This is a genomic window from Thioalkalivibrio sp. HL-Eb18 (assembly GCF_000364985.1).
In the GTDB taxonomy this organism is placed as follows: domain Bacteria; phylum Pseudomonadota; class Gammaproteobacteria; order Ectothiorhodospirales; family Ectothiorhodospiraceae; genus Thioalkalivibrio.
The window spans coordinates 124,163-149,671 of sequence record NZ_KB822964.1 but is presented as its reverse complement, the minus strand read 5'-3'; the positions used below and the strand labels follow the sequence as shown (position 1 = coordinate 149,671).

Annotated in this window: 23 protein-coding genes; 5 read left to right on the top strand and 18 right to left on the bottom strand. The window is 67.6% G+C overall.

Going from position 1 to position 25,509, the window contains the following annotated elements; translation table 11 throughout:
• Positions 1-2: 2 nt before the first annotated feature.
• From F813_RS0105610 to F813_RS0105600, 3 genes are read right to left on the bottom strand one after another with little or no spacing between them, the layout of a single operon-like run.
• Positions 3-1,256 (bottom strand): ABC transporter permease, encoded by a 1,254-nt coding sequence (locus F813_RS0105610; RefSeq protein ID WP_012982014.1) that lies wholly within the window; start codon positions 1,254-1,256, stop codon positions 3-5.
• Positions 1,249-2,628 (bottom strand): ABC transporter permease, encoded by a 1,380-nt coding sequence (locus tag F813_RS0105605; RefSeq protein ID WP_017925871.1) that lies wholly within the window; start codon positions 2,626-2,628, stop codon positions 1,249-1,251. The genes F813_RS0105610 and F813_RS0105605 overlap by 8 nt, the downstream gene beginning before the upstream one ends.
• A 45-nt stretch (positions 2,629-2,673) precedes the next feature.
• A complete protein-coding gene (locus tag F813_RS0105600) occupies positions 2,674-4,533 on the bottom strand; it encodes a peptide-binding protein (RefSeq protein WP_017925870.1) in 1,860 nt (619 codons plus the stop codon).
• A 402-nt stretch (positions 4,534-4,935) separates the two neighbouring features.
• Here F813_RS0105600 and F813_RS0105595 point away from each other — a divergent pair, with 402 nt between their 5' ends.
• Positions 4,936-5,742 carry an enoyl-ACP reductase gene (locus F813_RS0105595; protein WP_012982011.1) on the top strand — a complete coding sequence of 269 codons (807 nt, stop codon included), beginning with the start codon at positions 4,936-4,938 and terminating at the stop codon, positions 5,740-5,742.
• 118 nt (positions 5,743-5,860) lie between these two features.
• Here the strand turns inward: F813_RS0105595 and F813_RS0105590 are convergent, their stop codons facing one another.
• From F813_RS0105590 to cysM, 10 genes are all read right to left on the bottom strand, one after another.
• On the bottom strand, positions 5,861-7,762 hold the full coding sequence (locus F813_RS0105590) for a SurA N-terminal domain-containing protein (RefSeq protein WP_017925869.1): 1,902 nt from the start codon (positions 7,760-7,762) through the stop codon (positions 5,861-5,863).
• A gap of 151 nt (positions 7,763-7,913) precedes the next feature.
• A complete protein-coding gene (kdsB, locus tag F813_RS0105585; protein ID WP_012982009.1) occupies positions 7,914-8,681 on the bottom strand; it encodes a 3-deoxy-manno-octulosonate cytidylyltransferase in 768 nt (255 codons plus the stop codon).
• 7 nt (positions 8,682-8,688) lie between these two features.
• Positions 8,689-8,883 carry a Trm112 family protein gene (locus F813_RS0105580; RefSeq protein WP_012982008.1) on the bottom strand — a complete coding sequence of 65 codons (195 nt, stop codon included), beginning with the start codon at positions 8,881-8,883 and terminating at the stop codon, positions 8,689-8,691.
• Positions 8,884-8,912: 29 nt separating this feature from the next.
• Positions 8,913-9,938: a tetraacyldisaccharide 4'-kinase gene (gene lpxK, locus F813_RS0105575; RefSeq protein WP_017925868.1), complete on the bottom strand. Its 1,026-nt coding sequence runs from the start codon at positions 9,936-9,938 to the stop codon at positions 8,913-8,915.
• A gap of 2 nt (positions 9,939-9,940) precedes the next feature.
• The gene (locus F813_RS0105570) at positions 9,941-11,080 is read right to left on the bottom strand and encodes a glycosyltransferase N-terminal domain-containing protein (protein WP_026148158.1); all 1,140 of its coding nucleotides are present in this window, start codon (positions 11,078-11,080) and stop codon (positions 9,941-9,943) included.
• A gap of 35 nt (positions 11,081-11,115) precedes the next feature.
• A complete protein-coding gene (locus F813_RS0105565) occupies positions 11,116-11,541 on the bottom strand; it encodes a biopolymer transporter ExbD (protein WP_012982005.1) in 426 nt (141 codons plus the stop codon).
• Positions 11,538-12,182, bottom strand: coding sequence for a MotA/TolQ/ExbB proton channel family protein (locus F813_RS0105560; protein ID WP_012982004.1), 645 nt, complete (start codon positions 12,180-12,182; stop codon positions 11,538-11,540). The genes F813_RS0105565 and F813_RS0105560 overlap by 4 nt, the downstream gene beginning before the upstream one ends.
• On the bottom strand, positions 12,183-13,529 hold the full coding sequence (rlmD, locus tag F813_RS0105555) for a 23S rRNA (uracil(1939)-C(5))-methyltransferase RlmD (RefSeq protein WP_017925867.1): 1,347 nt from the start codon (positions 13,527-13,529) through the stop codon (positions 12,183-12,185).
• Positions 13,529-14,335 (bottom strand): 3'-5' exonuclease, encoded by an 807-nt coding sequence (locus F813_RS0105550; RefSeq protein WP_017925866.1) that lies wholly within the window; start codon positions 14,333-14,335, stop codon positions 13,529-13,531. Before F813_RS0105550 ends, rlmD begins: the two co-directional genes overlap by 1 nt.
• Complete coding sequence (gene cysM, locus F813_RS0105545) at positions 14,332-15,243, bottom strand: cysteine synthase CysM (protein ID WP_017925865.1); 912 nt, start codon at positions 15,241-15,243, stop codon at positions 14,332-14,334. The genes F813_RS0105550 and cysM overlap by 4 nt, the downstream gene beginning before the upstream one ends.
• A gap of 118 nt (positions 15,244-15,361) precedes the next feature.
• On the opposite strand from cysM, the gene F813_RS0105540 reads away from it, so the two are divergent.
• Positions 15,362-16,069 carry a MarC family protein gene (locus tag F813_RS0105540; RefSeq protein WP_017925864.1) on the top strand — a complete coding sequence of 236 codons (708 nt, stop codon included), beginning with the start codon at positions 15,362-15,364 and terminating at the stop codon, positions 16,067-16,069.
• Positions 16,070-16,091: 22 nt separating this feature from the next.
• Here F813_RS0105540 and F813_RS0105535 read toward each other — a convergent pair whose 3' ends face one another.
• Positions 16,092-17,426, bottom strand: a complete 1,335-nt coding sequence (locus F813_RS0105535; RefSeq protein ID WP_017925863.1) for an MFS transporter — start codon at positions 17,424-17,426, stop codon at positions 16,092-16,094.
• Positions 17,427-17,494: 68 nt separating this feature from the next.
• Entirely contained in the window at positions 17,495-18,133 is a 639-nt protein-coding gene (locus F813_RS0105530) for a TIGR02281 family clan AA aspartic protease (protein ID WP_017925862.1), read from the bottom strand.
• Positions 18,134-18,240: 107 nt separating this feature from the next.
• On the opposite strand from F813_RS0105530, the gene F813_RS0105525 reads away from it, so the two are divergent.
• From F813_RS0105525 to ispG, 3 genes are all read left to right on the top strand, one after another.
• Positions 18,241-19,071 carry a hypothetical protein gene (locus F813_RS0105525; RefSeq protein WP_012981997.1) on the top strand — a complete coding sequence of 277 codons (831 nt, stop codon included), beginning with the start codon at positions 18,241-18,243 and terminating at the stop codon, positions 19,069-19,071.
• On the top strand, positions 19,052-20,146 hold the full coding sequence (locus tag F813_RS0105520; RefSeq protein WP_017925861.1) for a hypothetical protein: 1,095 nt from the start codon (positions 19,052-19,054) through the stop codon (positions 20,144-20,146). The genes F813_RS0105525 and F813_RS0105520 overlap by 20 nt, the downstream gene beginning before the upstream one ends.
• 94 nt (positions 20,147-20,240) lie before the next feature.
• A complete protein-coding gene (gene ispG / locus F813_RS0105515) occupies positions 20,241-21,467 on the top strand; it encodes a flavodoxin-dependent (E)-4-hydroxy-3-methylbut-2-enyl-diphosphate synthase (RefSeq protein ID WP_017925860.1) in 1,227 nt (408 codons plus the stop codon).
• A 139-nt stretch (positions 21,468-21,606) separates the two neighbouring features.
• On the opposite strand, the gene F813_RS0105510 is transcribed toward ispG, so the two are convergent.
• The 3 genes from F813_RS0105510 to F813_RS0105500 form a co-directional block, all read right to left on the bottom strand.
• On the bottom strand, positions 21,607-22,227 hold the full coding sequence (locus F813_RS0105510; protein WP_017925859.1) for a TorF family putative porin: 621 nt from the start codon (positions 22,225-22,227) through the stop codon (positions 21,607-21,609).
• Positions 22,228-22,395: 168 nt separating this feature from the next.
• Positions 22,396-23,961: a PAS domain-containing methyl-accepting chemotaxis protein gene (locus tag F813_RS0105505; protein WP_012981993.1), complete on the bottom strand. Its 1,566-nt coding sequence runs from the start codon at positions 23,959-23,961 to the stop codon at positions 22,396-22,398.
• Positions 23,962-24,113: 152 nt separating this feature from the next.
• Positions 24,114-25,487 (bottom strand): HDOD domain-containing protein, encoded by a 1,374-nt coding sequence (locus F813_RS0105500; protein WP_012981992.1) that lies wholly within the window; start codon positions 25,485-25,487, stop codon positions 24,114-24,116.
• Positions 25,488-25,509 lie beyond the last annotated feature (22 nt).

Sequence of the window (25,509 nt, the reverse complement as noted above, 5' to 3'; positions counted from 1 at the left end):
GCCTAGCGCACCCCCCCGCTGGTGGCGCCCGCGGCTGCCGGGCGGGTGGGCGCGGCATGGCTGGCGGCCTTGGCGGCCGAGCGCGAGTGCGGGTCCACCGCATCGCGCAGGGCCTCGCCGATCAGGTTGTAGGCGAACACGGTCAGGAAGATCGCCCCGCCCGGGAAGGCCGCCATCCACCAGTTGAAGGTCGAGCTCTGCACCGCCTGGTTCAGCATCTGTCCCCAGGAGGGCTCGTCCACCAGCCCCAGACCCAGGAACGACAGTGTGGCCTCGGCGAGGATCGCGGAGGCGACGCCAAAGCTGGCCGCCACCAGGATCGGTGCGATCCCGTTCGGCAGCATATGGCGGAACAGGATCGAGGGCAGCGACAACCCCGACGCGATCGCACCCTGCACGAAGTCCTGCTGCCGCAGGCGCAGGAACTCCGCGCGCACATAGCGCGCATAACCGGACCAGGACGTCAGGCCGATGATCAGCATCATCAGATACAGCGATCGCCCGAAGAAGGCGACAAAGGTCAGCAACAGGAACAGGGTCGGGATGGCCTCGAAGATCTCCACCAGACGCATGCCGATGATGTCCACGATGCCCGAGAAGTAACCCATCAACCCGCCCAGGATCACGCCGATCCCGAGCGCGATCCCGGTGGCGATGAAGCCGATGGACAGGGCGATGCGCGAGGCGTGGATCATGCGCGAAAGCGCGTCCGCCCCATTGTCGTCGGTACCGAACCAGTGCACGCGATCGGGGGACTCGCGCGGGGCCTCGAGCCCGGTGTCCGCGTAATCCCGCAGGTAGTCGCGCGGCGAATACGGGATCGGCGCGCGGATCACGGTCTGGTATTCGCCCTGCGCCTCGGCCTCGCGGTACTGCTCGTAGATCACCAGCGAGGGGGGCGAGACCGTCTGCCAGGCGACCGCCCCCAGGATCGCACTCAGCACTCCCCAGAGCACAAAGCGCCGCCAGGGGCGGCCCGGCAGCAGCCAGAACACGCCCGCCAGCACCAGCATCCCGAACAGCGTGACATCCGCCGCGGTCAGGTAGCGCAGGAACGGCATGGACCAGCCGTCCGCCGTCTGCACCAGCAGCGGATGCGAGCTGGCCAGCACGGGGGCCAGGATCGCAACCAGCGTCAGCAGCGCAATCCACCCGATCCCCAGCCGCGCACCCCAGCGCAGCAAGACCTCGCCGACCACCCGGCGTGCCCAGGAACGGCTGCGACGGCCCTCGCCCTGCTGCACCGACTCAGTCATAACTCACCCGCGGGTCGACAATGGCATAGGCCAGATCCGCCAGCAGATAGCCAACCAGGGTCAGCACGCCGGAGATCAGCGTGATCGACAGCACCAGCTCGCGGTCGCGGGTCTGCACCGCCTCCACCGCGAGTTTGCCCATCCCGTCGATCGAGAAGATCGCCTCCACGATCACCGACCCGGCCAGCAGCGACGGCAGCAGGGTGGCCGACACGGTAATCAGGGGCAGCAGGCTGTTGCGGAACACATGCCGCCACAGCACCTCGTGCTCGGGCACGCCCTTGGCACGCGCGGTGCGGGCATAGTCCGAGTTCAGGTTCTCCAGCACCGACGAACGCGAGAGTTTGGCCAGGAAGGCGAGCCCCCCATAGGACAGGCACAGTACCGGCAGCACCAGGTGCCATGCGCGATCCAGCAGGAAGCCCGGCACCATGCTGCCGGGCGCCAGGCCCAGCGCTATCGCGAACCCCGCGGCCAGGCCCACCGTGCCGAGGTAGAAGCCACGCAGCACGCCCCAGTCGCTGTGTGCCATCAGCCAGCCCAGCACTACACCGATCCCCATGGCAACGGTTGTACTGATCCAGCCGGCAGGCGCCAGGTCACTGAACATCAGCCAACCGCAGAAGCCCCCGATGGCCGCACCAAGCCCGCCCCGGATCAGATCGGGCAGGTAGCGCGCCAGGTAAATACCCAGCGCCGCCCCCAGAAACGGCAGCACCAGCAGCAGCGGTATGGCCCAGGCCACCTCCACGGTTGGCAGGAAGGTTATGTCCAGCGCCGCCCGCTGGCTCAAGCCCCCGGTCGGAAACCATTGCCAGAACTGATCGGAGGCAAAGAAACCGATCAGCAGGACGCCCGCCAGCATTGTGGGCACCGACCACAAGGCCAGCAGCACCACCCCGGACTGGGAATCGAAGGCCTGCCCCTGCTGGGTGGCCGCGCGTACCCCGACGGCCACCGCCACGATGTAGATCAGTGGTATGGAGAGCACATTCAGCAGCAGGGTGATCGGCAATCGTTCGGCGACCAGATCCGCCACCGGACGGCCAAAACGGAAGCTGGTCCCGAGATTGGGGGCCTTCAGCTTCGGCCAGCCGGTCAGCGAGCCGTCCTCGTCCTGGGCAAAGCCCACCGGCGAGATGTTGTTCAGCCAGCGCCCGTACTGCACCGGCGGCGGCTGGTCCAGGCCATAGAGGCGGTTGTAGTACTCCTCCATCGCCTTTTGCGCCTGCGGCTCCAGGCCCTGCCCCTCGATCAGGGTCAGCGCGCTGATCCCGCCCGGCGCGGCCGCCATCACGGCGAAGACCACGACCGTGATGCCGAACAGGGTCGGCACCATCAAGATCAGGCGGCGCAGGATGTAGGTCAGCATGGCGTGCGCGGGTTCTCTGGCACTCCGGCCCCGGCTGGCATGCGGCTACTGCCCGTACCGCTGCTGGTCAAACGGGGCGTAGATCTCCACCGGCACGAACCCGAGGTTCAGGCCGAGTGCCGTCTGTTCCAGGTTCTGGATACGCCGGTCGATGAAGGCAAGGGTCTGGCGCCGCATCAGGAAGGTATACGGCTGATCCTCCACCAGGATCCGCTCGGCCTCGCGCCAGTGTTCCATGCGCTTGTCCTCGTCCACCTCGCCGCGCGCGGCCTCGATCACGGCATCCAGCTCGGGGTTTTCGTAGTTGATGAAATTGTCACCACCAGAGACCGTCTGGCTGGAGTGGAACATCTGGTAGATGTCCACCTCCACGCCGCTGGTCCAGCCCAGGGTAATGGCATCGAAGTCCTGGCGGCTGAGCTTCTCCAGCATCACCGACCACTCGGTTGGCTGCGGCCGCATATGAACCCCGGCGCGGGCATACAGATCGCGCAGGAACAAGGCGATACGGCGGGTGTCCTCGTTGTCCTGGAAGTACACCAGGTCGAACGAGAACGGCTCGCCGTCCTCATTGATCAGCACCCCGTCGCGGTTCTTCTCGGAGTAGCCGGCCTCGGCCAGCAGCTCCAGCGCGCGTTCGACATCAAAGGGGATGTGTTCGAGGTCGGGGTTGTGCTGGTCGCTGCGTGGGCTGAACGGGCTGATCGCGCGCTCGGCATAGCCCAGCATCACCTGCTCGATCAGGCGATCGACATCCGTCAGATAGCTCATCGCCCGGCGCACGCGGGGATCGGCAAAGCGGGTCGGCTCGCCATCGCGCTTCTGGTTCCAGCCGATATAGGAATAGCCCGCGGTCGGGCTCATGTATTCGTGGGTATCCGCGCGTTCACGCAGGGCCTCGTCATCGCGCAGCCGGGCGTATTCGCGCGGCCGGGCCCCGTAGACGTCGATGTCGCGGTTGCGGAAGGTCGTCAGGCGCGCGCTGTCATTCTGGATCACGCGCCAGACGAGCCGGTCAAACGAGGGCTCCACCGGCCCCCAGTAGCGCGGATTGCGCTCCAGTTCGATCCGCCCGGCATCCGGCGTCCAGCCGGTCGGGTCCTCGAGCCGGTAGGGGCCGGATCCCAGCAGAATCCCGCGCGACTCGTTGAACGTCTCGGGCTCGTCGAGGTAGCGCTCGTAGAAATGCTTTGGCAGGACGTTCAGCCCACCGGCGACCCGCAAGGCGTCAAAATACGGCTCCTCGAACGTGAACACGACGGTACGCTCGTCCACCGCCTCCACCTTCTCGACCTTCTCCAGGAAGGCCCGCGCGCGCGGCACCGCGATCGCATCGGTCATCAGGAAGTTGAAGGTGAACTCCACGTCCTCCGCGGTCAGCGGCTCGCCGTCGGAGAACTGCAGGCCAGGACGCAGCTGGAAGGTCAGCTCCTGACCGGATTCATCGAAGTCCCAGGACGCGGCCAGCAAGCCCTGCCAGTCCAGGGTCTCCGGATGGCGCTGCACCAGCGATTCCAGCACGTAGTTCTGTACGTCAGCGGCATAGGCGTCGCTGGAGACATAGGGTGTGATCGTCGCCAGCCCCGTACCGAAGGCCTGCACCAGCCAGTCGCCCTCGGCATAATCATCACGCCCCGCCGCCTCGGCCGCCCGCTCGAATGCCGAGGGGACCTCCGCGACCCGAGGTGCGCGCTCGCCGTCCCCAGTGGTGAAACGCCCCGAGGCCAGATCGGACTCGAGACTCTGCAGACTGCGGCGCAGTGCCCGCAGGTCGCGAGCCTGCTCGCTCATCATGTTCTGCATGGCGGCCATGCGCTGCCACTGGCGATCCACCTGCACCATGACCAGCAACAACAGGATGCCCAGCACGATCAGGGTGACAATCCAACCAAAATGACGACTCACAAGGCCTCCGCTCTTGAGTGGCACCGACGTCCGCGCTCCCCAGGGACAAACGATGCAGACCGCACTTCGCGCACTATAGCAATCCCGCCCGCCGCTCTCACCGGGTGCAGGGGAACACTGGCCAATGTACACACTCGCGTTGGCACCCCAGGTTTTCCGATCCGGCGTTGCGGCCCTTGCCGGTAAAACCACTACCGGCTGCGCACCGTGCCTTGTTCGCACGAATAAGCGACGAAGCAGCGAGCGTGTACATTGGCCAGTGTTCCCCTAGCTGGCCGGACCCGCGGCACATCGGTATGATCCCGAGACAGTCGCGTCGGCACTGGGTTCCCGCCCGGTCCGGCCGCCACGGGGCGGTCCTTTTCAAGGGCGCCGGCACGAACCAGATTCAAGGAGATTTACATGGGTTTTCTGAAGGGCAAGCGCGCGCTGATTGTCGGCGTGGCCAGTAACCGCTCCATCGCCTATGGCATTGCCTCGGCCATGCATCGCGAGGGCGCCGAGCTCGCGTTCACCTATCAGAACGAGCGGCTGCGCGACCGCGTGGAGAAACTGGTCGCCGATTTCGACTCCGACATCCTCGTGCCCTGCAACGTCGAGGACGACCGCGAGATCGAACAGGTCTTCGAGCGGCTGGACGACTACTGGGACGGGATCGATATCCTGGTCCACTCGGTGGCCTTTGCCCCCAAGGAACAGCTCGACGGTGACTTCCTCGACAACATGACCCGCGACGGCTTCCGCATCGCCCATGATGTCAGCTCCTACAGCCTGGCGGCGCTGGCCAAGGCCGGGCGCGGCATGATGAAAGATCGCGAAGCCTCCATCCTGACCCTGAGCTACCTCGGGGCGGAACGCTCCATGCCCAACTACAACGTGATGGGCCTGGCCAAGGCCAGCCTCGAGGCCAACGTCCGCTATCTCGCCTACACCCTGGGCCCGGAGACCACGCGTGTGAATGCGATCTCCGCCGGCCCGATCCGCACACTGGCCGCCTCGGGCATCGGCGAGTTCAAGCGCATCCTCGACCATGTCGAGGCCAACGCACCGCTGCGCCGCAACGTGACGACCGAACAGGTCGGCAATGCCGGGGCCTTCCTCTGCTCCGATCTGGCCTCCGGCATCACCGGCGAGGTGATGTACGTCGACTCGGGCTACAACACCGTCGGCCTGGGCGCCGCCGAGATCGGGCTCGACAAGGATAGTTAAGCTCCTGCCCCGGCCACCTGGGTGGGGTGCGCGACCCACGAAAAAGGCCCGGCCCGCTTTCGCGGACCGGGCCTTTTTACGTTCGGCGGTTCCGGTGAACCGCCCGTTGGGGGCGCGACTAGTCGAGGTTTTCCGGATAACGCGTGATATCCGCCTCGGATTCCAGCCAGGCCAGATAGGCGCGGAACTCGGCGCTGGCATAGGCATTGCGCATCAGTTCGCGGGCCTGCTGGCGCATCGCCGCATCCGCCTCCTGCTCGTCGAGCCGCACTTCATGCAGGATCGCGACGGCGAAGTCGCCAGTCCCCAGACGAGTGCCGCTGATCTCGACGGCGTCCTCTCCCGGGGCCGACAGGCGGAACAGGTGCTGCTGCAAGCCACCGGGCACGCCGTTATCGCCATCTACCGGCGAATCCCGGCGCACCTCGCGCTCCATCTGCCAGGCGTCATCATCCTCGATAGCATCCGCCCAGTCGTCGGCGTCACGCAGCCGTGCGATCAGTTCCTCACCCGCTTCGCGCGCGGCATCGGCGGCCGCCTCGCGCCGCAGACGCTCGCGGATCTCGTCCTCGACCTCGGCCAGCGGACGGACCTCGGACGGCTCGTGCTCCTCGATTCGCAGCACGACAGTCGAGCCATCCTGCAGGTCGATCGCCTCGCTGTTGTGACCATCCTCCAGCACACGTGGATCGAAGGCCGCATTGCGGATCGAACGGTGCTGGGCGATGCCGTCGCCGGAGCCGCGGGTAAACCAGTCGCTGGTCTGGATCTCCAGACGGGTCGCCTCGGCGGCCGGCTCCAGGCTGTCCGGGTATTCGGCGGCCTGCCCCATCAGGTCATCCAGGGCGTCGATCTGCATCTGTTCAGCGCTGCGGTCGCGAAGATCGCGTTCAACCTCGTCCCGCACATCCTCGAACGGTTGCGGTCGGGCCTCCTGAATCGAGGTCACCTCGAGGATGAACCAGCCCCGGTCGGTACGCACCGGGCGGCTGATCAGCCCCTCCGGCAGCGTGAAGATGATGGTCTCGAGCGTGCGGTCCAGGTCACCCCGGGCAATCTCGCCCAGACTGCCGCCACGATCGGCGCTGAGACTGTCCTCGGAGTACGCTTCGGCCAGATCGGCAAAGTCCTCGCCTTCTTCCAGGCGATCGCGCAGTTCGTTGATCTTTGCCTCACCTTCCTCGCCGGTATCCTGAATCCGGATCTGGCGCACCTCGCGCAACTCCGGCTCCTCGTAGCGGCTGCGGTTCACCTCGTAGTGCTGGCGGATATCGTCTTCGGACACATCCACCGCCTCTTCCAATGCCTCGGGATCGAGCTGCAGATACGCGATACGTACGCGCTCCTCGGTGGTGAACTCGTCCTGATTGGCCTCGTAATAGGCCTCGATCGCCTCGTCGTCGACCACGTCGGGCTGGTCGAAGTCATCGACCGGGAAGATGCGCCAGCTGGCCACACGCGTCTGGTTGCGCAGGCGGCTGAAGTCATCCACCAGCGCATCCGCCGGGAAGCCCGTGGCCTGGATGCCGCCCTGGAGTTGCGACAGGATGATCGACCGGCCGATGTCGCGCTCGAAGTCCGACGGGCTCAGACGCTGCGCATTGAGCAACTGCGCATAGCGCTCGCGACTGAACTGGCCACCCTCCTGGAACACCGGCATGCCGCGAATCTCCCGCAGGATGCTGTCTCCTGCGGCCTTGAAGCCCGCCGAGTCGGCTGCCTGGCGCAGCAGTTCCTGGCGAATCAGGGTCTCCAGCGCCTGCATGCGGATGCCCTCCTCGTCGAGCAGGTCATCCGGGATCTGGCCACCGAACATGCGGGCCATCTGGTCCCGCTGTGCGCGCGCCTCGTTGTGCACGTCGCGCACCTGGATATCGGTCCCGTTGACCTCGGCCGCGACCAGCGGACCGGAACCACCGAAATATTCCCCGAGCCCCCAGACAGCGAAGGGGATGGTAATCAGGCCAATAATCACATAGGCGAGCCAGCCGCTCGCCCGGTCGCGAATTGCTTGCAGCATGGTGGTCTCTGCGTGCTCCGGGGTCGCCCCGGAACCTGGGGCCCGGGGGTTTCAGAATCAACCGCCGATGGTAGCAGGAGCGGAGCGCCAAGTCTGCGCCACGCCCAGGTCGAGTAGGGAATCCGTCAGGCAGTGCTAATCCGTATCACCATCAAACGCGGACACGCCCTGAGAGCAAGGCATCCACCCGGTCGAGATCCTCCGGGGTATCGACACCCGGCGGATGCGCCTCGCCGCGACGCCCGACCTGGATCCAGGCGCCCATGGCCAGGGCCCGCAGCTGCTCGAGCTGCTCCAGCTGCTCCAGCGCGGCGGGTGGTTCGGCACTCATGCGGCGCAGGAACCCGGCACGATAGGCGTAGACGCCCAGATGCCGGTTCGCCTGATCCAGCGCCGGGGCGCGGCCTGCCCGATGGGCCTCGCGATCCCAGGGGATCGGGGCACGCGAGAAATACAGCGCGCGCCCCGACGCATCGGTGACCAGCTTCACCTGGTTCGGGTCGGCCAGGTCTTCGGGGCGGCGGATAGGGACACCGAAGGTCGCCATATCCGCTTCCGGCGTATCGGCCAGCAGGCGAGCCAGGTCATCCAGCAGTGATCCTGGCGTCAGCGGCTCGTCACCCTGCAGATTGACCACGATGGACTCGTCGCCCCAGCCCTCGGCGGCCGCCACCGCCGCGATGCGGTCGGTACCGGAGGGCAGGTCAGCATCGGTAGCAAAGGCCTCGACCCCGCACTGGCGCGCGACATCGAGGATGCGCTCGTCGTCCGCCGCGACGATCACCCGCGAGGCCCGGCTCTCCTTCGCCCGGGCGATCACATGCGCGATCAGCGGGCGCCCGGCGACGGCCGCCAGCGGCTTGCCCGGGAGCCGACTGGAGGCCATCCGTGCCGGGATCACGACATGGAAGGCGGCCATGGAACGCTCAGGCGTCGCGCCAGCGTTCCTTTTCCTCGTCCGACAGGGCGCGGGCCTCGTCCTCCAGCATCACCGGGATTTCGTCGCGGATCGGATAGGCAAGACCGGCGGAAACGGAGATCAGTTCCTGGTTCTCGCGATCGTACTTGAGCGGGCCCTTGGTCACCGGGCAGACGAGAATGTCGAGCAGACGCTTGTCCATTTAATACCCCAACAGTAGTTGCGACGCGGTCAGATCAGCGCCTTCTTGATTCGGGCGACCGTTTCCAGACGGGCCAGCAAAGCCGACTCGAAGGCAGACGGCACGCGGGCCGCAATCGGCCAGTACCAGTGATTCTCCTGCGCGAACGTCCGGCATTTTACGGCATCCTTCTCGGTCATCAGAACCGGCAGACCGTCATCGAAGCGAATTTGGTGCGGACGAAAGCGGTGATGATCCGGGAACGGATGCCGGATGATGTCAATGTCCGCCGCCTCGAGCATGCGGAAGAAGCGCTCCGGGTCGGCGATGCCGGCCACCGCATGGGCATCACGGCGAGCAAAGCGGTGTGGCTTGTAGCCCTCGCCATGCCCATCCACGCGCTGCAGACGGCTGGACGGCACCAGCTCCATCGCGAACTCGCCGGGGCCGGGCTCGCCCCCGGTCACCAGCACGAAGTCCGCCCGCTCCCGCGCGGTCTTCGGCTCGCGCAACGGCCCGGACGGCAGACACAGGCCGTTGCCCAGCCGGCGCTTGCCGTCGATCATCAGGATGGTGATGTCACGCGGCAGACGGTGATGCTGCATCCCGTCGTCGGCGATCACCACATCCACGCCCTGGTCCGTCAGCGCCCGCGCCCCGCGCACACGATCGCGGTCGACCTGCACCGGGACCCCGGTGCGCTGTGCAATCAGCAGGGGTTCGTCCCCGACCACCACGGGGTCCGACAGCGGGGTCACTCGAATCCCCGCGGCATCCCCGCGCCCGCCGTAGCCCCGGCTGACGATCCCCGGACGATACCCGGCATCCGCCAGGCGCTTCGCCAGCCAGATGGTCATCGGGGTCTTGCCGCTGCCACCCACCGTCAGGTTGCCGACCACGATCACCGCCTTGGCCGGGATCGTGATGCTCCGCCGGGCCTGCTCCAGCCGATGGCGATTCCACTCCACCGCCCCGGCATAGGCCAGCGACAGCGGGTACATCGCCGCCGCGAACGGCCCGCGCTGACACCACTGATCCCAGATTCGGGCGCCCAGCCACGCCTTGAACCGGCCCATGGCTACCAGTCCCAGACCCGCCGCAGCACGGCATCGAAGTTGGCATCCACCTGCCGGCGCTCGTCCCAGAAGCGCCGCCGGGCCGCGTCGCCCTGCTGGCGCCGGGCAGCGGGGTCGTCCCGCAGTCGCGCCCAGGCCGCCAGCACGGCGGAGGCATCTTCCAGCACCAGGCATGGCACCTCGGTGGCCGGCGTCTCTCCCAGACTCACGGCCGCGCCCCCCGCCAGCCCCTGCCAGAGGGCCTGACGGTCGGGCGCGGCCAGGTGTACCGCATGCGCGGCACTGGCCGCGGCCGCAAACCAGCGCCGGTCATCCAGATGCAGGATGGTCCCGGCCGCCAGTGACGAGCGATCCCACTCCGATACCCGCAGCCCGGTCCCCGGAAGATCGCGCGCAGTCGCCGCCGCTCCGCCCCGGCGACTGGCCAGCAGGATATCGGTCGCCCCCAAGCCGGATGTTTCCCAGGCCGCGCGCCATGCCGACCACTGGTCGTCACGTCCATGCCACCACCACAGCCGCTGCACCTCCCCGCCCACCAGGGCGCGCAGGACCACGTCCGCCTGGGCCTCGACAAAACGCGCCTGGGGGTCGGCGACCGGCAGGACATCGGCCGCCGCACCGTGGGCCCAGCTCGTGGATGTGTTCAGAGGCCAGCACTGCTCCACTGGCCGCACGGGTTTCCACGTGGGGGGCCGGGCATTGACCGCAACCACCGGGCATTGGGCCTGCGCCAGCAGGCTGCGCGGGGCATTGCCCCCGGCCAGGAGGATGCCGTGGGGCTGAAAGCGATCCAGGACACGGCGCACCACGCGCGGGCGATCGCAGGGCCCGTAGCCCACGCCAACCTTCTTGAACGGCTGCATGTGGCGTTCGAACAGCTCGGGATAATCCTGCTCGAAGGTCAGCACGATGCGCACGTCCTGACGCTTGTCGCGCACCGCTCCCAGCAGCTCGATGCCCAAGCGTACATCCTCGGGGGTACCCCCGGCCTTGATCCAGACCAGGCGCCCGCGCTCGGCGGGCGGGCTCAGAAAGCCGCGGCGCGCCCGCGCCCGGGCCCCGTTGCCCTGGCGATAGTCGCGCCAGACGGCACGCCAGACCGGCAGCGGGCGGTCACCGTAGCCCGCCGCCTCATCCCCCATGCGCAGCCCCGAAGGCGGCATCTTCGCGCGCGCCATCAATCATCGTCGTCGCGCTCGCCAAGGGTCGCGATCGAGACAGAGGTAATGCCCAGGCGCCCGACCACGTCCAGCGCGCGCACCACCGACTGGTGCGAGGTATTGGCATCGGCGCGGATCAGCACGGGGTCATCCTCGCGCCCCTCGCGCGCCTCGGAAATCACCCGCTCCAGGGTCTCGGCGCGACGGTTGACCAGTTCCTGGCCATCCACGAAATAGTTGCCGTCGGCATCCACCACGATATCCAGCCAGGCCCGTTCAACCACCTCCGTCTCGCGGTCGGCCGACGGCAGGGTCAGCTCGATGTTGGCATGCTGATCGAAGGTGGTCGAAACCATGAAGAAGATCAGCAGCAGAAACACCACATCGATCAGCGGCGTCAGATTGACGCCCGGCTCGTCATGGTGCGGCCTGCGAAAGTTCACGCGGTGACTCCGCCTTCCGGCGTGGCGGCGGTTGCGTCCCGCTCGCCGTGGATCACCTCGACCAGCTTGGTCGCCTCCTGCTCCATCTCCAGCACCAGCTCGTCGATGCGGCCCCGGAAGTAGCGGTGGAAGGCCAGCGCCGGAATCGCCACACCGATGCCGGCGGCGGTGGTGATCAGGGCCTGGGAGATGCCCCCGGCCAGATCGCGCGGGCTGCCGACACCGATCTCGGTGATCACGGTGAACACCTCGATCATCCCGACCACGGTGCCGAGCAGGCCCAGCAGCGGGGTGATCATCGCGATGGTGCCGAGCGTATTCATGTAGCGCTCGAGTTCGTGGGCCACCCGACGGCCCGCTTCCTCGATGCTCTCCTGGGTGATCTGGCGCGCGCGGTCATGGGTCGCCAGGCCGGCGGCCAGCACAGCACCCAGGGGCGAACCGGCCCGGATGCGCTGGATGTCCTCCAGGGTCAGCCCCTTCATGCGCATCTGTTCCCAGATCGTGCTGAGCAGGCGCGGCGGGACCACGCGCGACCGCCGCAGCGTCCACAGGCGTTCCAGCACGATGGCCACCGCGAGTACGGAACACAGCAGGATCGGCAGCATCAGCCAGCCGCCCGCCTGTACGATCTCCAGCATTCAGTCTCTCCCTCTTGGCTCGTCGCGCCGGAACACGGCCATGGATTCCACATGGGCGGTATGCGGGAACATGTCCATGATCCCGGCCCGCTCCAGGCGATAGCCATGATGATGCACCAGGCGCTCGGCGTCACGGGCGAGCGTGGCCGGGTTGCAGGACACATAGACCATGCGCTCGATGCGCTGCGGCGCCAGCGCCTCGATCACCGCGGCCGCGCCGGTGCGCGGTGGATCCAGCAGCACGCGGTCAACGCGCTCGCCCAGCCATGCGGCATTCTTGAGTGCTTCCACATCATCCAGGTCGGCACGCTCGTAGCGGGTGTTGGCGATGCCCTGGTCGCGGGCATTGGCGCGCGCCCGCGCCAGCATCGCGTCGTCCACCTCGACGCCGACGACCTCGCCTTCGCTGACCGTGCGTGCCAGCGGCAGGGTGAAGTTGCCCAGCCCGCAGAACAGATCCAGCACCCGCTGGCCCGGCTGCAGATCCAGTGCCTCCAGGGCCTGCGGGACCATCTTGCGGTTGATGCCGGCATGCACCTGGATAAAGTCCGTCGGCATGAACGGGACCGACACATCGTAGTCCGGATGGCGATAGACCAGCGGCTCGATCGGCCCGGCCAGCGGTTCCACCGTCTCCGGGCCGCCAGGCTGCAGATACACCTGAATGCCCTCGGCCTCCGCCCAGGCGGACAGCCGCGCGCTGTCCGCCGCAGACAGCGGATCCAGGTTGCGAAAGATCAGCGCCACGCGCTCGTCATCATCCACCGCCACCTCGATCTGCGGCAGGCGGTCGCGCGCCTCGAGGCCACCGATCAGCTCGCGCAGGGCCCGGATACGTTTGCCTACGGCGGGGTGCAGCACCTCGCAATGGGTCATCTCGGCCAGATACGGGCTGCCGCGCTCGCGAAAGCCGACCAGCACCCCGCCCTTCTTGGGCACGTACTTCGCCCCCAGCCGCGCAGTGCGCCGGTAGCCGAGGGTCGTGTCGGTCAGCGGCTCGAAGCGGGCCTCGGGGGTCACGTGGCCGATGCGCTCCAGGGCATCGAACAGGGCCTGCTCCTTGATCGCACGCTGGGTCTCGATGGAGGCATGCTGCAGCTTGCAGCCGCCGCAGAGGCCGAAGAACGCGCAGGGTGGTTCGACCCGGCCCGGAGCCGACTCCAGCACCTCGACCACCTCGGCGCTGTCGAAGCGACGCTTGCGCCCGGTCTGCTGGGCCATCACCCGCTCGCCCTTCAGCGCCCCGTGGATGAAGCAGGCCTTGCCATCGCGCCGGACCACGCCCTGACCGTCCAGCGTGACCTCTTCGATCAAAGCCTCGAACGGGGTCTTGTCGATGCGTGCCATCAGCCCGTGCGTCCGGCCGCCTGCCAGGCGTCGAGAAATTCCCGGTGGTGCGCCGCGCCGCTGCCCTCCAGGTACTCAACCAGCTGTTGCTGCCGGCTGGCCAGGGCGGCATCGGTCAGGTTGCCGCGCATGTATTCGAAGCGCAGCCAGACCAGATAGGTATTGAGCACGTCGTGCTCGACATAGTCGTGGATCTCGGCCTGGCGGCCATCGCGCCAGGCTGGCCAGACCTTCGACCCGTCCATGCCCAGCTTGCCGGGGAAGCCGAGCAGGCTCGCCATCATGTCGAGGCTGGTGACCGCGCGGCCCTGGAAGCCGGCCAGCACGTCCATCAGGTCCACATGCCGCCAGTGAAACCGCGACAGGTAGTTGTTGTAGCGAAACTCGCGGTCGTCGTCACCCTGCTCCCAGTAGCGCGGGGCCTGCACGCCGTTGATCAGCGCTCGGTAGTGCAACACCGGCAGGTCGAAGCCGCCGCCGTTCCAGCTCACGAGCTGCGGCGTGCGCTTGTCGATCACGTCGAAGAACTGGCGCAGCAGCTCGGCCTCGGTCGGCGCCGGGCTGTCCTCGCCCTCGCGCCCGAAGGCGGAGAGCTTCAGCGCGTCGCCGCCCTGGTAGAGCACGCCGATGGAGACGATGCGGTGCAGCGGGTGCTTCAGGAACTCCGTGCCGGCCTGCGCGCGGCGCAGGGCGAACAGCGCCTCCGCCACCTCGTGATCGCTCAGGCCCTCGAAGTCGTGCAGGCGCCGGGCGCCGTCGATGTCGGGGACGGTCTCGAGATCGAAGATCAGGATCGGGGCGCTCATGCGGGGAACACGCCGGTGGAGATGTAACGGTCGCCGCGGTCGCAGATGATCGCGACGAAGGTGCCGCCCTCGGTCGCGGCCGCGAGCTTCAGGGCCGCGGCCACGGACCCACCGGACGAGACCCCGGCGAAGATGCCCTCCTCGCTCGCCAGACGGCGCATGGTGTCCTCGGCCTCCTCCTGGGTCACATCCACGGTCTGATCGACCCGCGAGGCCTCGAAGATGGTCGGCAGGTAGGCCTCCGGCCAGCGGCGGATGCCGGGGATGGACGATCCTTCGGTGGGCTGCACGCCGACGATCTGCACGCTGGGGTCGCGCTCCTTCAGATAGCGCGACACGCCCATGATGGTGCCGGTGGTCCCCATCGCCGAGACGAAGTGGGTCACCGTGCCCTCGGTGTCGCGCCAGATCTCCGGCCCGGTGCCGATATAGTGCGCATCCGGGTTGTCCGGATTGCCGAACTGGTTCAGCACCCGACCCTTGCCCTCGGCCTCCATGCGATCGGCCAGATCGCGCGCGCCCTCCATGCTCTCCTCGCGCGAGACCAGCACCAGCTCGGCGCCGAAGGCCTTCATCGAGGCGCGGCGCTCGGCGGACATGTTGTCCGGCATCACCAGGATCATGCGATAGCCCTTCATCGCCGCGACCATCGCCAGCGCGATGCCGGTATTGCCGCTGGTCGCCTCGATCAGGGTATCGCCCGGCTGGATGTCGCCGCGGCGCTCGGCCGCCTGGATCATGTTCAGCGCGGGCCGGTCCTTGACCGAGCCGGCGGGATTGTTGCCCTCGAGCTTGACCAGCACGGTGGACGGCAGATCCGCCGCCATGCGCTGCAGGCGCACCAGCGGCGTGTTGCCGACAAAGTGCTCGAGGGTCGGGAAGGATTCAGGATGCAGGCGTTTCTTCATGCGCGCAGAGTATAACGACCGGGCCCCGTCCCTGCCCACGCATGCCGCTGCAGGCTCCGGAGCCGCCACCACGCCTTTTCCTCTCGAAAGCTCCGCGATTCCGGCCTAAGCTCCTGTCATGCTTGTATTGCTGGAATACCTGGTCGTCACCTTCCTGGCGGTGTTCGTGATCGTGAACCCGCTGACCACCGCCTTCATCTTCATGGCGATGCTGCCGCGTGCCTCGGAGGAGAAGCGCCGGGCGATCGCGCTGCGTTCGGTGAAGGTGGCCACCTCGCTGCTGTTCGCGTTCGCCCTGCTGGGCGGGGTGATCTTCCAGCTGTTCGGGATCACCCTGGCCGCGTTTCGCATCGCCGGCGGGATCATCCTGTTCGGCATTGCAATCGGCATGATCCGGCAAAAGGGCGCGACCGAGAAGGAGACCGCCGAGGAGGTCAAGGCCGACAAGGGGCAGGTGACCGAGGACATCTCGGTGATCCCGCTGGCCATCCCGTTCATGAGCGGCCCGGGCGCGATCGCCACGGTGATGATCCTGACCAGCGAGGCGCCGACTGTTTATCACACGGGGCTCGTATTCCTCGGCGTGCTGGCCTGCATGGTCGCCTGCTACTACGCAATGATCTATTCGCGCTACATCGTTCAGTACCTGGGCGATACCGGGAAGGACATCCTGACCAAGGTCTTCGGCCTGATCCTCGCCGTGCTGGCCGTGCAATTCGTGATCAACGGCATCAGCGACGCCGCGATCGGCTTCATGCTGGATACCCAGATGCTGGACGAGAACGAGGTGGAGGACCCGCGCGTGCCGGCGCGCGATCACGATTAGGGCAGCGCAACGGCCCTCCGGGTCAGGCCGTATCGGGCTCGCGGTTGCGCCGAGCGAGATGCACCGGAATCGACGCCAGCAGTGCGGCCACAAACAGGAACAGGCAGAACAGGATCGCGTTGGCCAGGCCCAACCAGGCCTGCAGCAGGCCAATCCCGACCAGGCCAAAGATCGCCGCCGCCCGCGCGGACAGCGCCCAGAAGCCAAACCAGCGCCCCGCCTCGCGGACCGGCACCATCATGCCCACCAGCGCGCGCCCGGCCGACTGTGCAGCCCCCAGACACAGCCCGGCGATGATCCCGACCCCGAGAAACACCATCTGCGCCTCGACCGGCTGGCCCAGCAACGCGCTCAGCCACTGGGCAATGGCCGAGGTGCCGAAGATCGCCAGCACCGCCAGCGCCCACAGCGCCAGGGTGATGCGGTAGATGCGTACCGGCCCGACGCGGTCCATCAGGAAGCCAAACCCGATCGCCCCGATGATGGCCGTGACCTGGGTGATCACGAACATCGCGATGCGCACCGACTCCTCCCACTGGATCACCTGCGAGCCGTAGATGAAAGTGAAGGCGATGATGATGTAGATCCCGGCCATCATGAAGAAGATGGACACATACAGTGCACGCAGCTCGCGGCGCTGAGCCAGGGTGACCAGTGCCTCGCGCACGCGGCGCCAGCCCAGCCCCAGTTGCAACCGCCGATGCATCCGCCGGCGCGTGCCGCGCTCTCTCAGGAACAGGAAGGTCGGGATCGCGGAAATCAGGAAGAAGGCCGCGGCGAACGGGCCCACCCAGCGGATGCGCTCGAAGTTCTCCTCGCTGACGTCACCCAGCAGACCCAGGGCAAAGGCGGTGGCAATCAGCCCGCCGACATAGCCCATGCCCCACCCGAGCCCGGAGATCCAGCCAAGCTTCTCCGGCGGCCCGAGGCTCGGCAGAAAGCTGGCGATAAAGGATTCGCCAATCGCATAGCCGAAGTTGGAGGCGATGATCAGCGCCATGCCGAAGACCACCAGCCCTGGCTCGACGAAGTAGAGCATCGCCGTGGCGATCACGGTCAGCATCCAGGAGGCCATCAGGAAGCGCTTGCGCGAGGCCGTGGCATCCATGATCGCACCGGCGAACGGGGCGGCGATCACCACCATCCCGTAGCTGATTGCCAGGCTCAGGCTCCACAGCAGATTGCCCAGCCGATAGTCCGGCCCGTCACCGACAATGATGCGGGTAAACAGGTCGCCGAAGATCACCGTGATGATCAGCAGCGTGTAGGCCTGGTTGGCGAAGTCGAACATCGCCCAGCCGAAGATCTCGCGGCGCGGGGCGGGGGCATCGACGGGGTGGCGCCGAATCAGCGGCATAGGGAATCAGCAGTGGTGGACTTGCGGCATCCTAACGCGAATCCACCCCGCAGGCTTCGAAGGTGAGATTACGGCCGGATGGTGTAGGCCCCACCGTCGAACTCGATCTCGAAGGCGTCCAGAAACGCCTGGCCCAGCCGCGAGCGCGGAAGGTCATGGTCGGCCAGCACGATAGCCGGGACATCATCGCGCGCCAGATGACCCAGCTGCAGTCGGTCAATGCGTAGCGAACGCCCCTCCACTGTGCCCTGCGCACGCTCGACACGCACCGATTCCCCACGGTCGGGGTCGAGGCCCGCACGCCGTGCATCGCGCTCGCGCAGCAGCACCGCCTCGGTACCCGGATCAATCACGAAAGTCACCGCCTGGCCATTGGCCCCACCGGTAACCGCGTGCTCGCCCGCCGAATCCCGATGTACGGTAATCCCGGCCCCGCGTCGATCGGCCCGAGGGGCACCGGCACCGCGGGGGCGTCTTTCCACCTGAAGTTCGCGGCGCTCACCGTCGCGCTCGACCACCGCGCCACTGCCGGAGATACGCAACACCCGCACCCCGCCCGGCCCGGTCTCGCCCTCGCCGACCAGTGCGCGCTCGCCGTCGACCGACAACACGACCTGATTGCCGAACACGGCATGCAGCTGCCAGTCCTCCGCCGCTACCGGCGCGGCGAACAGGCAAAGCAGAATGATGACGGCGATGCGTAGCATGCCTCGGTTATACCCTGACCACCTGAACTGAACCAGAACGGCTTGTCCCTGCATCACGCGACGCCTGCGCTTGCTACCATCGGGAGACATCCCTTGCGGAGTCACGCATGTCCGCCACTGCCCCCGCCGCCGCGGTGCCCACCCGGGCGCCGGCCACTGCCGCCCGCCAGCTGTTCACGCTGGTGCTCCTGCTGATGGGGCTGTGGCTGCTTCACCTGAACCTGCGCGTGGCGCCCGAGGCGGTGATCCTGGCCCTGTGGATCGGCGCGACCCTGCTGATCGGCTATGGAGGCTTTCGCCGCCACCGTCTGCGCCGGGCGGCGTTCCTGCGCGGCTATCTGGATGCGGCCAGTCCGTGGAGCGAACGCCTGCGCGGTGGCCCGCTGATGGCATTGCGTCACCTGATCGTGGGGGCCCTGCTGGGCGGGCTGCTGGTGCTGGCGCTGGCCCGCATCCAGACCCCGGCGGTGTGGGCGGTCCTGGTCGCGGGCGCGCTGGCACTGGTCGCGCTGGAGGCCGTCTTTGCCCGTCTGATCGCCGGTCATGCGCACCCGCGGCTGGCCCCGGAACTGGCCCGGCGCGGCGCCTTGTGGATCACCGGCGGCGGGCTGACGCTGGCCCTGCTGGTGCTCGCCCTGCGCGGCTGGTATCCGGATCTGTCCGGGACCTCGCTGGAACAGGTGATCTGGTTCATGGTGGAGCACGAGGGCGCCCGCAGCGCCGTGCTGGAGATCGGGCTGCAGCTGGCCGCGGCCCAGGACGGGCTGCGCCTGTGGCTTGGCCAGCAGTGGCTGCCGCCCGGTGCCCAGCCCCTGCCGGTGCTGGTGGCCTGGTCGCTGCTATTGATCGAACAGGCATTCCTGGCCGCCGGCTTCCTGCTGCTGGCCAACGGGCTGTTCCCGCCCCGCGATCCCGGCGATGACCCCGCGCAACCGTAGACTCCTGCGGACCCTGGTCTGGTTCGCGCTGACCGCCCTTGCGGCGGCCGCGTTCCTGGCCCAGGTCGATCGCCACGAACCGCGCCAATGGGATGACCAGGCGCATGTCGAACTCGAGTTCGAGGGCGAGCGCTATCGGCTCGACCGCGACCGGCTGAGCCGCCTGGAGCGCTTTTCGCTGGAGTGGCTGGAGGCCGGTGACGAGCAGGTCCGCAGCCAGTGGCAGACCCGGATCGATCACGAACTGGACCAGCACTTCCAGACCCTGCATGACCGCGTGCCCGAGGTCGCGGACTGGTACTTCTCGCTGGGTGCCGAGTATCAGCGCCTGTTGCTCCGCGGTGCCCAGTGGCTGGGCACCGCGGAAGACGACGCGGCCACACGGGCCCTGCGCGACCGGCTCCTGCCGGATGAGCTGTGGGACGCCCCCCTGCAGGCGCTGGCCGAACGGGCGCAATGGGGTCTGGACGAGGATCAGCGCAAGGTCCGGGATGCCTGGCGCATCGCCCTGACGCGCGAGATGGCCGACGCCCGCGTACCCGCCACGCCGGCGGCCCTCCAGTCCCCAATCGAACAGCATGCGCGCATCGAGCGCGCCCAGCAGCTGGCCGGCGCGATGGATGCGGATCTCGCGCGGCTGGAACAACGCGCGGGCCTGGCGGCCACGGCCGCCGCCGGGACGGGACTGGCGACCCCGCTGATTGCCCGTGCGGTACAGGCCCGGCTGGCGGCGCAGGCGGCGCGCAGTGGCGGCGCGGCTTTGACCCGGGCCGGGCGCGCAGGGGCCCTGGGCGCGGGGGTCTGTGCCTGGAGCGGCCCGGTCTCGCTCGGCTGCGGCCTCGCGGCCGCCGGCGCGGCCTGGGTTGGGACCGACTGGATACTGCTGCGGATCGACGAGGCGCGCCACCGCGAGGACCTCGAGGCCGCCCTGCACGAGGCCCTTAACGCCCTGCACGCCGAGATCCGACTGACCTGGCAGCAGGCCATCGCCGAGCATGTCGAGGCACGCCACGCGGCCAGCCGTGAGGCGATCGACCGGACCTTTCAGCCGTGGAAGGCGGCCCTGAATCCGTGAACCGCGGCAACCCCTGCGTGCCTGCGGCGTCTCGGCAGGGGGCGGGGCCTGCGTTACACTCGGCGCACCGAATTGACGCGCCCGCAGCCTCGACATGAACACGACCCCCGCCCGCCGCAAGACCGTCCCCGTTCGCATCGGCCCTGTCACCGTCGGTGGCGATCACCCGGTGATGGTGCAGTCGATGACCAACACCGACACCGCCGATGCCCTGCGCACCGCCGTGCAGGTGGCGGAGCTGGCGCGCGCCGGCTCCGAGGTCGTGCGCATCACGGTGAACTCCGAGGACGCAGCAAAGGCGGTGCCGGAGATCCGCGAACGGCTGGAGGCCATGGGACTGGAGGTGCCGCTGGTCGGGGACTTCCACTTCAACGGGCACAGGCTGCTGACCAAGTACCCGGAGTGCGCCGAGGCACTGGCCAAGCTGCGCATCAATCCCGGGAATGTTGGCCGCGGCTCGAAGCGCGACGCCCAGTACGCCGCAATGATCGAGACCGCGATCCGCTACGACAAGCCGGTGCGCATCGGCGTGAACTGGGGCAGCCTGGATCAGGCCCTGCTCGCGCGCATGATGGACGACAACAGCCAGCGCGCCGACCCGGCCGCGCCCGAGGTGGTCATGCAGGAGGCGCTGATCGCCTCGGCACTGGAGAGCGCGGCCGAGGCCGAACGCATTGGTCTGGCCCACGACCGCATCATCCTCTCGGCCAAGGTCAGTGGTGTGCAACCGCTGATCAGCGTCTACCAGGACCTGGCCGCGCGCTGCGACTACCCGCTGCACCTCGGCCTGACCGAGGCCGGCATGGGCGCGAAGGGCATCGTCGCCTCCACCGCCGCGCTGGCCGTGTTGCTGCAGCAGGGCATCGGCGACACCATCCGCATCTCGCTGACCCCGGAACCCGGCGGCGACCGTACCAAGGAGGTCCTGGTCGCACAGGAGATCCTGCAGAGCATGGGGCTGCGCAGCTTCCTGCCGTCGGTGGTCGCCTGCCCCGGCTGCGGACGCACCTCCAGCGAGTACTTCCAGCACCTGGCGCAGGACATCCAGTCCTACATCCGCCAGCAGATGCCCAGCTGGAAGCAGCAGTACCCGGGCGTGGAGGAGATGACCGTCGCCGTGATGGGCTGCGTGGTCAACGGCCCCGGCGAGAGCAAGCACGCCAACATCGGCATTTCCCTGCCCGGCACCGGCGAACAGCCGGTGGCCCCGGTCTACGAGGACGGCGAGAAGACCGTGACGCTCAAGGGCGAGCGCATCGCCGAAGAATTCCAGGCCCGCGTCGAGGCCTACATCGAACGCCGCTACGGACAGACCGCCTGACGCATCCCCCGTACGGCGCCATCCCGGCCGCAGCGAAGCGAAGGGCCGGGATCCCCGGCGTTTCACCTCGGCCGCAAGATCCCGAATCACCGCCGCGCGGTGCCCGAGATGACCGCGTAGCCCATCCCCAACGCGAGCGTCAGAAGTGGACGCTGTAGCCGCCGACCAGCAGGTGCTGCGCACCACTCTCGTCACGCGAGGCGTAGGTCAGCGAGAAGGTGCCAAAGTCCGTCGCGTGCGCCGCACCCAGTTCCCAGAATGCCGCGTTGTCGTCATCGGCGGGACGGTCGTGGCCCACCTCGGCGAACACGTCGGTACGCGGGGCCACCTCGAATGCAGTACCCGCGAAGAATTCCCGGCTGCCCCGGGCGTCACGATCATGGGCATGGGCCAGGTAATTCGCTCCTGCGTACACCGGTCCCCAGTCCACCACCACAAAGGTCTCGCCCTCGTAGCGCTCGTCGAGATCGGTGTAGTGGAAGTGCTCGTAACCAAACTCGACCCCGACCGGCCCGGCATCGAAGCCGTAGCCGACAAACGGCACAATCTCGCTGCCACGGCCGCTGCCGAGACTGGAGGCCTGCACACCGGTGAACACGCCGGTGGGGAAGCCCAGCTCGAAGCCACCCTGCACGATCGGATCGTTGTCGGACTTGGAGGCACCGTCGTCGATGTAGTCGGTAAACACGCCAAGGTTGTATTCGGCCTCCACCCCCTGCGCGGCACCCGACACACACCCCAGCGTGAAGAAAAGGCCCATCACCCGAGGCTGCAAGGAACTCGTGTTCATAGAATTCGCTGGCTCGATCCTGCTTGTGTCACCCGATACCGATCCCTGGCCGAGCGGTCGTACAAGTCTTTCCGCTGCGTATTATGGTGCGCTGTCGCGCCCCTCCGGAGCCCGCGCGCCGGGCAAACCGCGGGGAGTCTACCGCTGCTCGAAACGCTGGATCAATGCCTTGAGTTCCGCGGCCTCGGTCTGCATGCGCGCGCTGGCGTCACGGGCGTGCACCGAGACCGAACCGGTTTCACTGGCGACATCGCGGATGGACGTCACGTTGCGGTTGATCTCCTCGGAGACCGCGCTTTGTTCCTCCACCGCCGTGGCGATCTGGGTGTTCATCTCGGTGATCTGGGCGACGGCCTGACGGATGGTGGACAGCGAATCGCCTGCCGCCCGGGCCTTTTCCACGCCATCGGCGGCCTGCTCCTGACTGGCGCGCATCGCGGACATCGCCTCGCGCGCACCGTTTTGCAGGCTCTCGATCATATTGCGGATGGTCACGGTGGATTCGTCCGTACGCTGCGACAGCGAGCGCACCTCGTCGGCCACCACCGCAAAGCCGCGGCCGTGTTCGCCCGCGCGGGCCGCCTCGATCGCGGCGTTCAGCGCCAGCAGATTGGTCTGTTCGGCAATCTCGCGGATCACACCCAGGATCTTGTCGATCTCCTCGGTGCTCGCCTCCAGCTTGCCCAGCTTCTCGGCGGTGGACTCGACCTCGGCCGCCATGCGGTTGATCACGGACACCGTGTCGTTCACCACCTCCTGGCCAGCACCGGTCTCGTTCTCGGCGTTGTTGGCGGCCTCGGCCGCGCGCGACGAATTGCTCGCCATCTCCTGGATGGTCGAGGTCATCTCGTTCATCGCCGTGGCGACCTGATCGATCTCGTTTTGCTGGCGTTCCACGCCCAAGGCCGTCTGCTCGACACTGCTCGCCATTGTCTGTGCGTCACCGGCCACGGCATCTGCCTTGTCCTCGATGCGGCCGAGCACCGTGCGCAGCTTCGCCTCGTTGAAGTGCTGGACCAGTTCCAGCGAGGCGCTGTCGTCACGACGTCCTGTGTAGATCGCCTCCATCACCGGGTTGTCGAACTGCTCGCGGGCCCGATTCACGGCCTTCCGGATGCCGGAGGTCAGCGCCAGAGACGCAATTCCACCAGCTGCGAAAATCAGCAGCAAAAGCCCCGCCTGGACCAGCGGCGAAGACACCAGAAACACTACCCCCAGCGCCAGCAGGACACCCACAAGCCACGTCCCCGCGAGGCGGCAGGTGAGGCCGTGATACCAGCGCCGAGCAAAGCTGCGACCCCGGTTGATCGCGGCATAGACCTTCTCCGCACGGGCGACATGCTCGTGCTCGGGGATCGCGCGCACCGACTCGTAGCCGGTCTTGCGGCCGTCCTCGTAGGCGGGGGTCACGAAGGCATCCACCCAGTAGTGGTCGCCATTCTTGCGCCGGTTCTTGACGATACCCATCCAGGCCCGGTCGGCCTTCAGGGTGTCCCACATGTTCGCGTAGGCGGCTTCCGGCATGTCCGGATGGCGCACGATGTTGTGGGCCGTCCCTTCCAGCTCATCGCAGTCGAAACCGCTGACCCGGACGAAGTCGTCGTTGGCATACCGGATGCGCCCTTTCTCGTCGGTGGCCGAGATGAGGTCTCCGTGGGCCTCCAGGGAATACTCCGTCTGCGTAACAGGAAGGTTCTTGCGCATAGCGGACGATGTCCTCTTGTTACAGGGTGGAGGTGGAGCCGATGGGACGGACGGGTGGCCGCGCCATGACGCGGTCCTGCATATATGCTGTTCACGATATAACGGCCACCGGCGCCAGGGCTTGAGGCCGGGCCGCCTCCGCATGGAACGGTCTAGCCAGTGCCTGAGATGGCCTGCACCACGCGGCAGAAGCCCTTGAAGGCGCGGTCATCGAGGCCGTGCTGGCGGCTGCGTCGATCGGCGTAAACCATGCCGATCACCTCGCCCCGTTCACGCACCGGCGCGTAGAAGCCATCGACTCCTCCGGTCAGGGCCTGGATCGCCTCTGGCAGCGCCACACTGGGGTAGTGACGGCCCCACCAGGTCGGCGTGTCACGCTCCAGCACGGCCTCCAGAGCCCCCAAAGCGGAGCGCTGGATCACGAAATGACTGAACTCCGGCTCGTGCAACGTGCCGACCAAGTGCTCGGCCCGAAGCGATTCGCCGTCGCGCGCGAGGCGCGCGAACACCACGCGATTCAGCCCGAGCCCGAACTGCATCACACGCAGCATCCGTCGTAGCCGCGCGACACGGTCGTCACCCTGCCGCAACCGGGCGAGCCCGTCTTCCAGGATATCGGCACGCGGGCACAACGCCAGCCGCGTCCGGTGGCGTGCCCCCAGCCAGACGGCCCCGGGTGTCGCGGGGTCCAGGGGCTCGATGCGGTATACATCGATGTCTTCATTGAAACGCTCGATGATCTCCGACAACCGGTCCGCGACCACCTTCTCGTTGACTCCCGTCAGGCCGGCCAGCAGGCGCATATCCCGGTCGCCCCGAACCGTATCCATGCCGCGCATGATCTGCCAGGCCACAGCACTCGCGACCATGACCTCGAAGGCACGTGGATGCGCGGCGTTGACCGCGCGCTGCGTGCCCACCACCAGTTCGGGCAACACCATCGCCTCGGTCATCGCGCGCGACAGATCGTCGGTTGCGTAGCCCAGCGCGGTATAACTGGCCTCATCGGGAAGGGCGTTGAGTTCCAGCATGGCGAGTAGCCGCTCCAGGCGTGGTTCGCCGGCAACCAGGAGACCGAGCAGGCCCAACTGGTTCAGCGACGCAGCCAGACTGACTTCCGCCGGCTCGGAATCACGTCGTCGCCGGGCGACGTCGGCCGCGATCATCGCCGCCAGCCGCGACTGGGCCGCTACGTGCCGATAGTGTTGCGTTTCACGCACGACCTCGCCGACCGGCGGGGCCGCCCGAACTTCATCACACACGTTCTGCAGGCCAAGCATGGCGATGGCATCGGGAACCGAGTGCACCTCCTGGCGCAAACCTCGGCGCGAACCGTTCGCACGCAGTACCAGGCGCAGTACCAGGCCGGGATCCCGCTCTGCCCACTGACCCAGTTCCCGCAGGGAATGCTGCACCAGCGCATCGGGCTGCGAAAAGGCCGCAGCGCTCGCTTCCAGAATTGGCCAGTCGAGCTCAGCCAGGCGTCGTGCCTGGTCGCGGTAGGGCGCGCCCTCATCCTGGGCCATGCTGTACCTCGCGCGGGGGAGT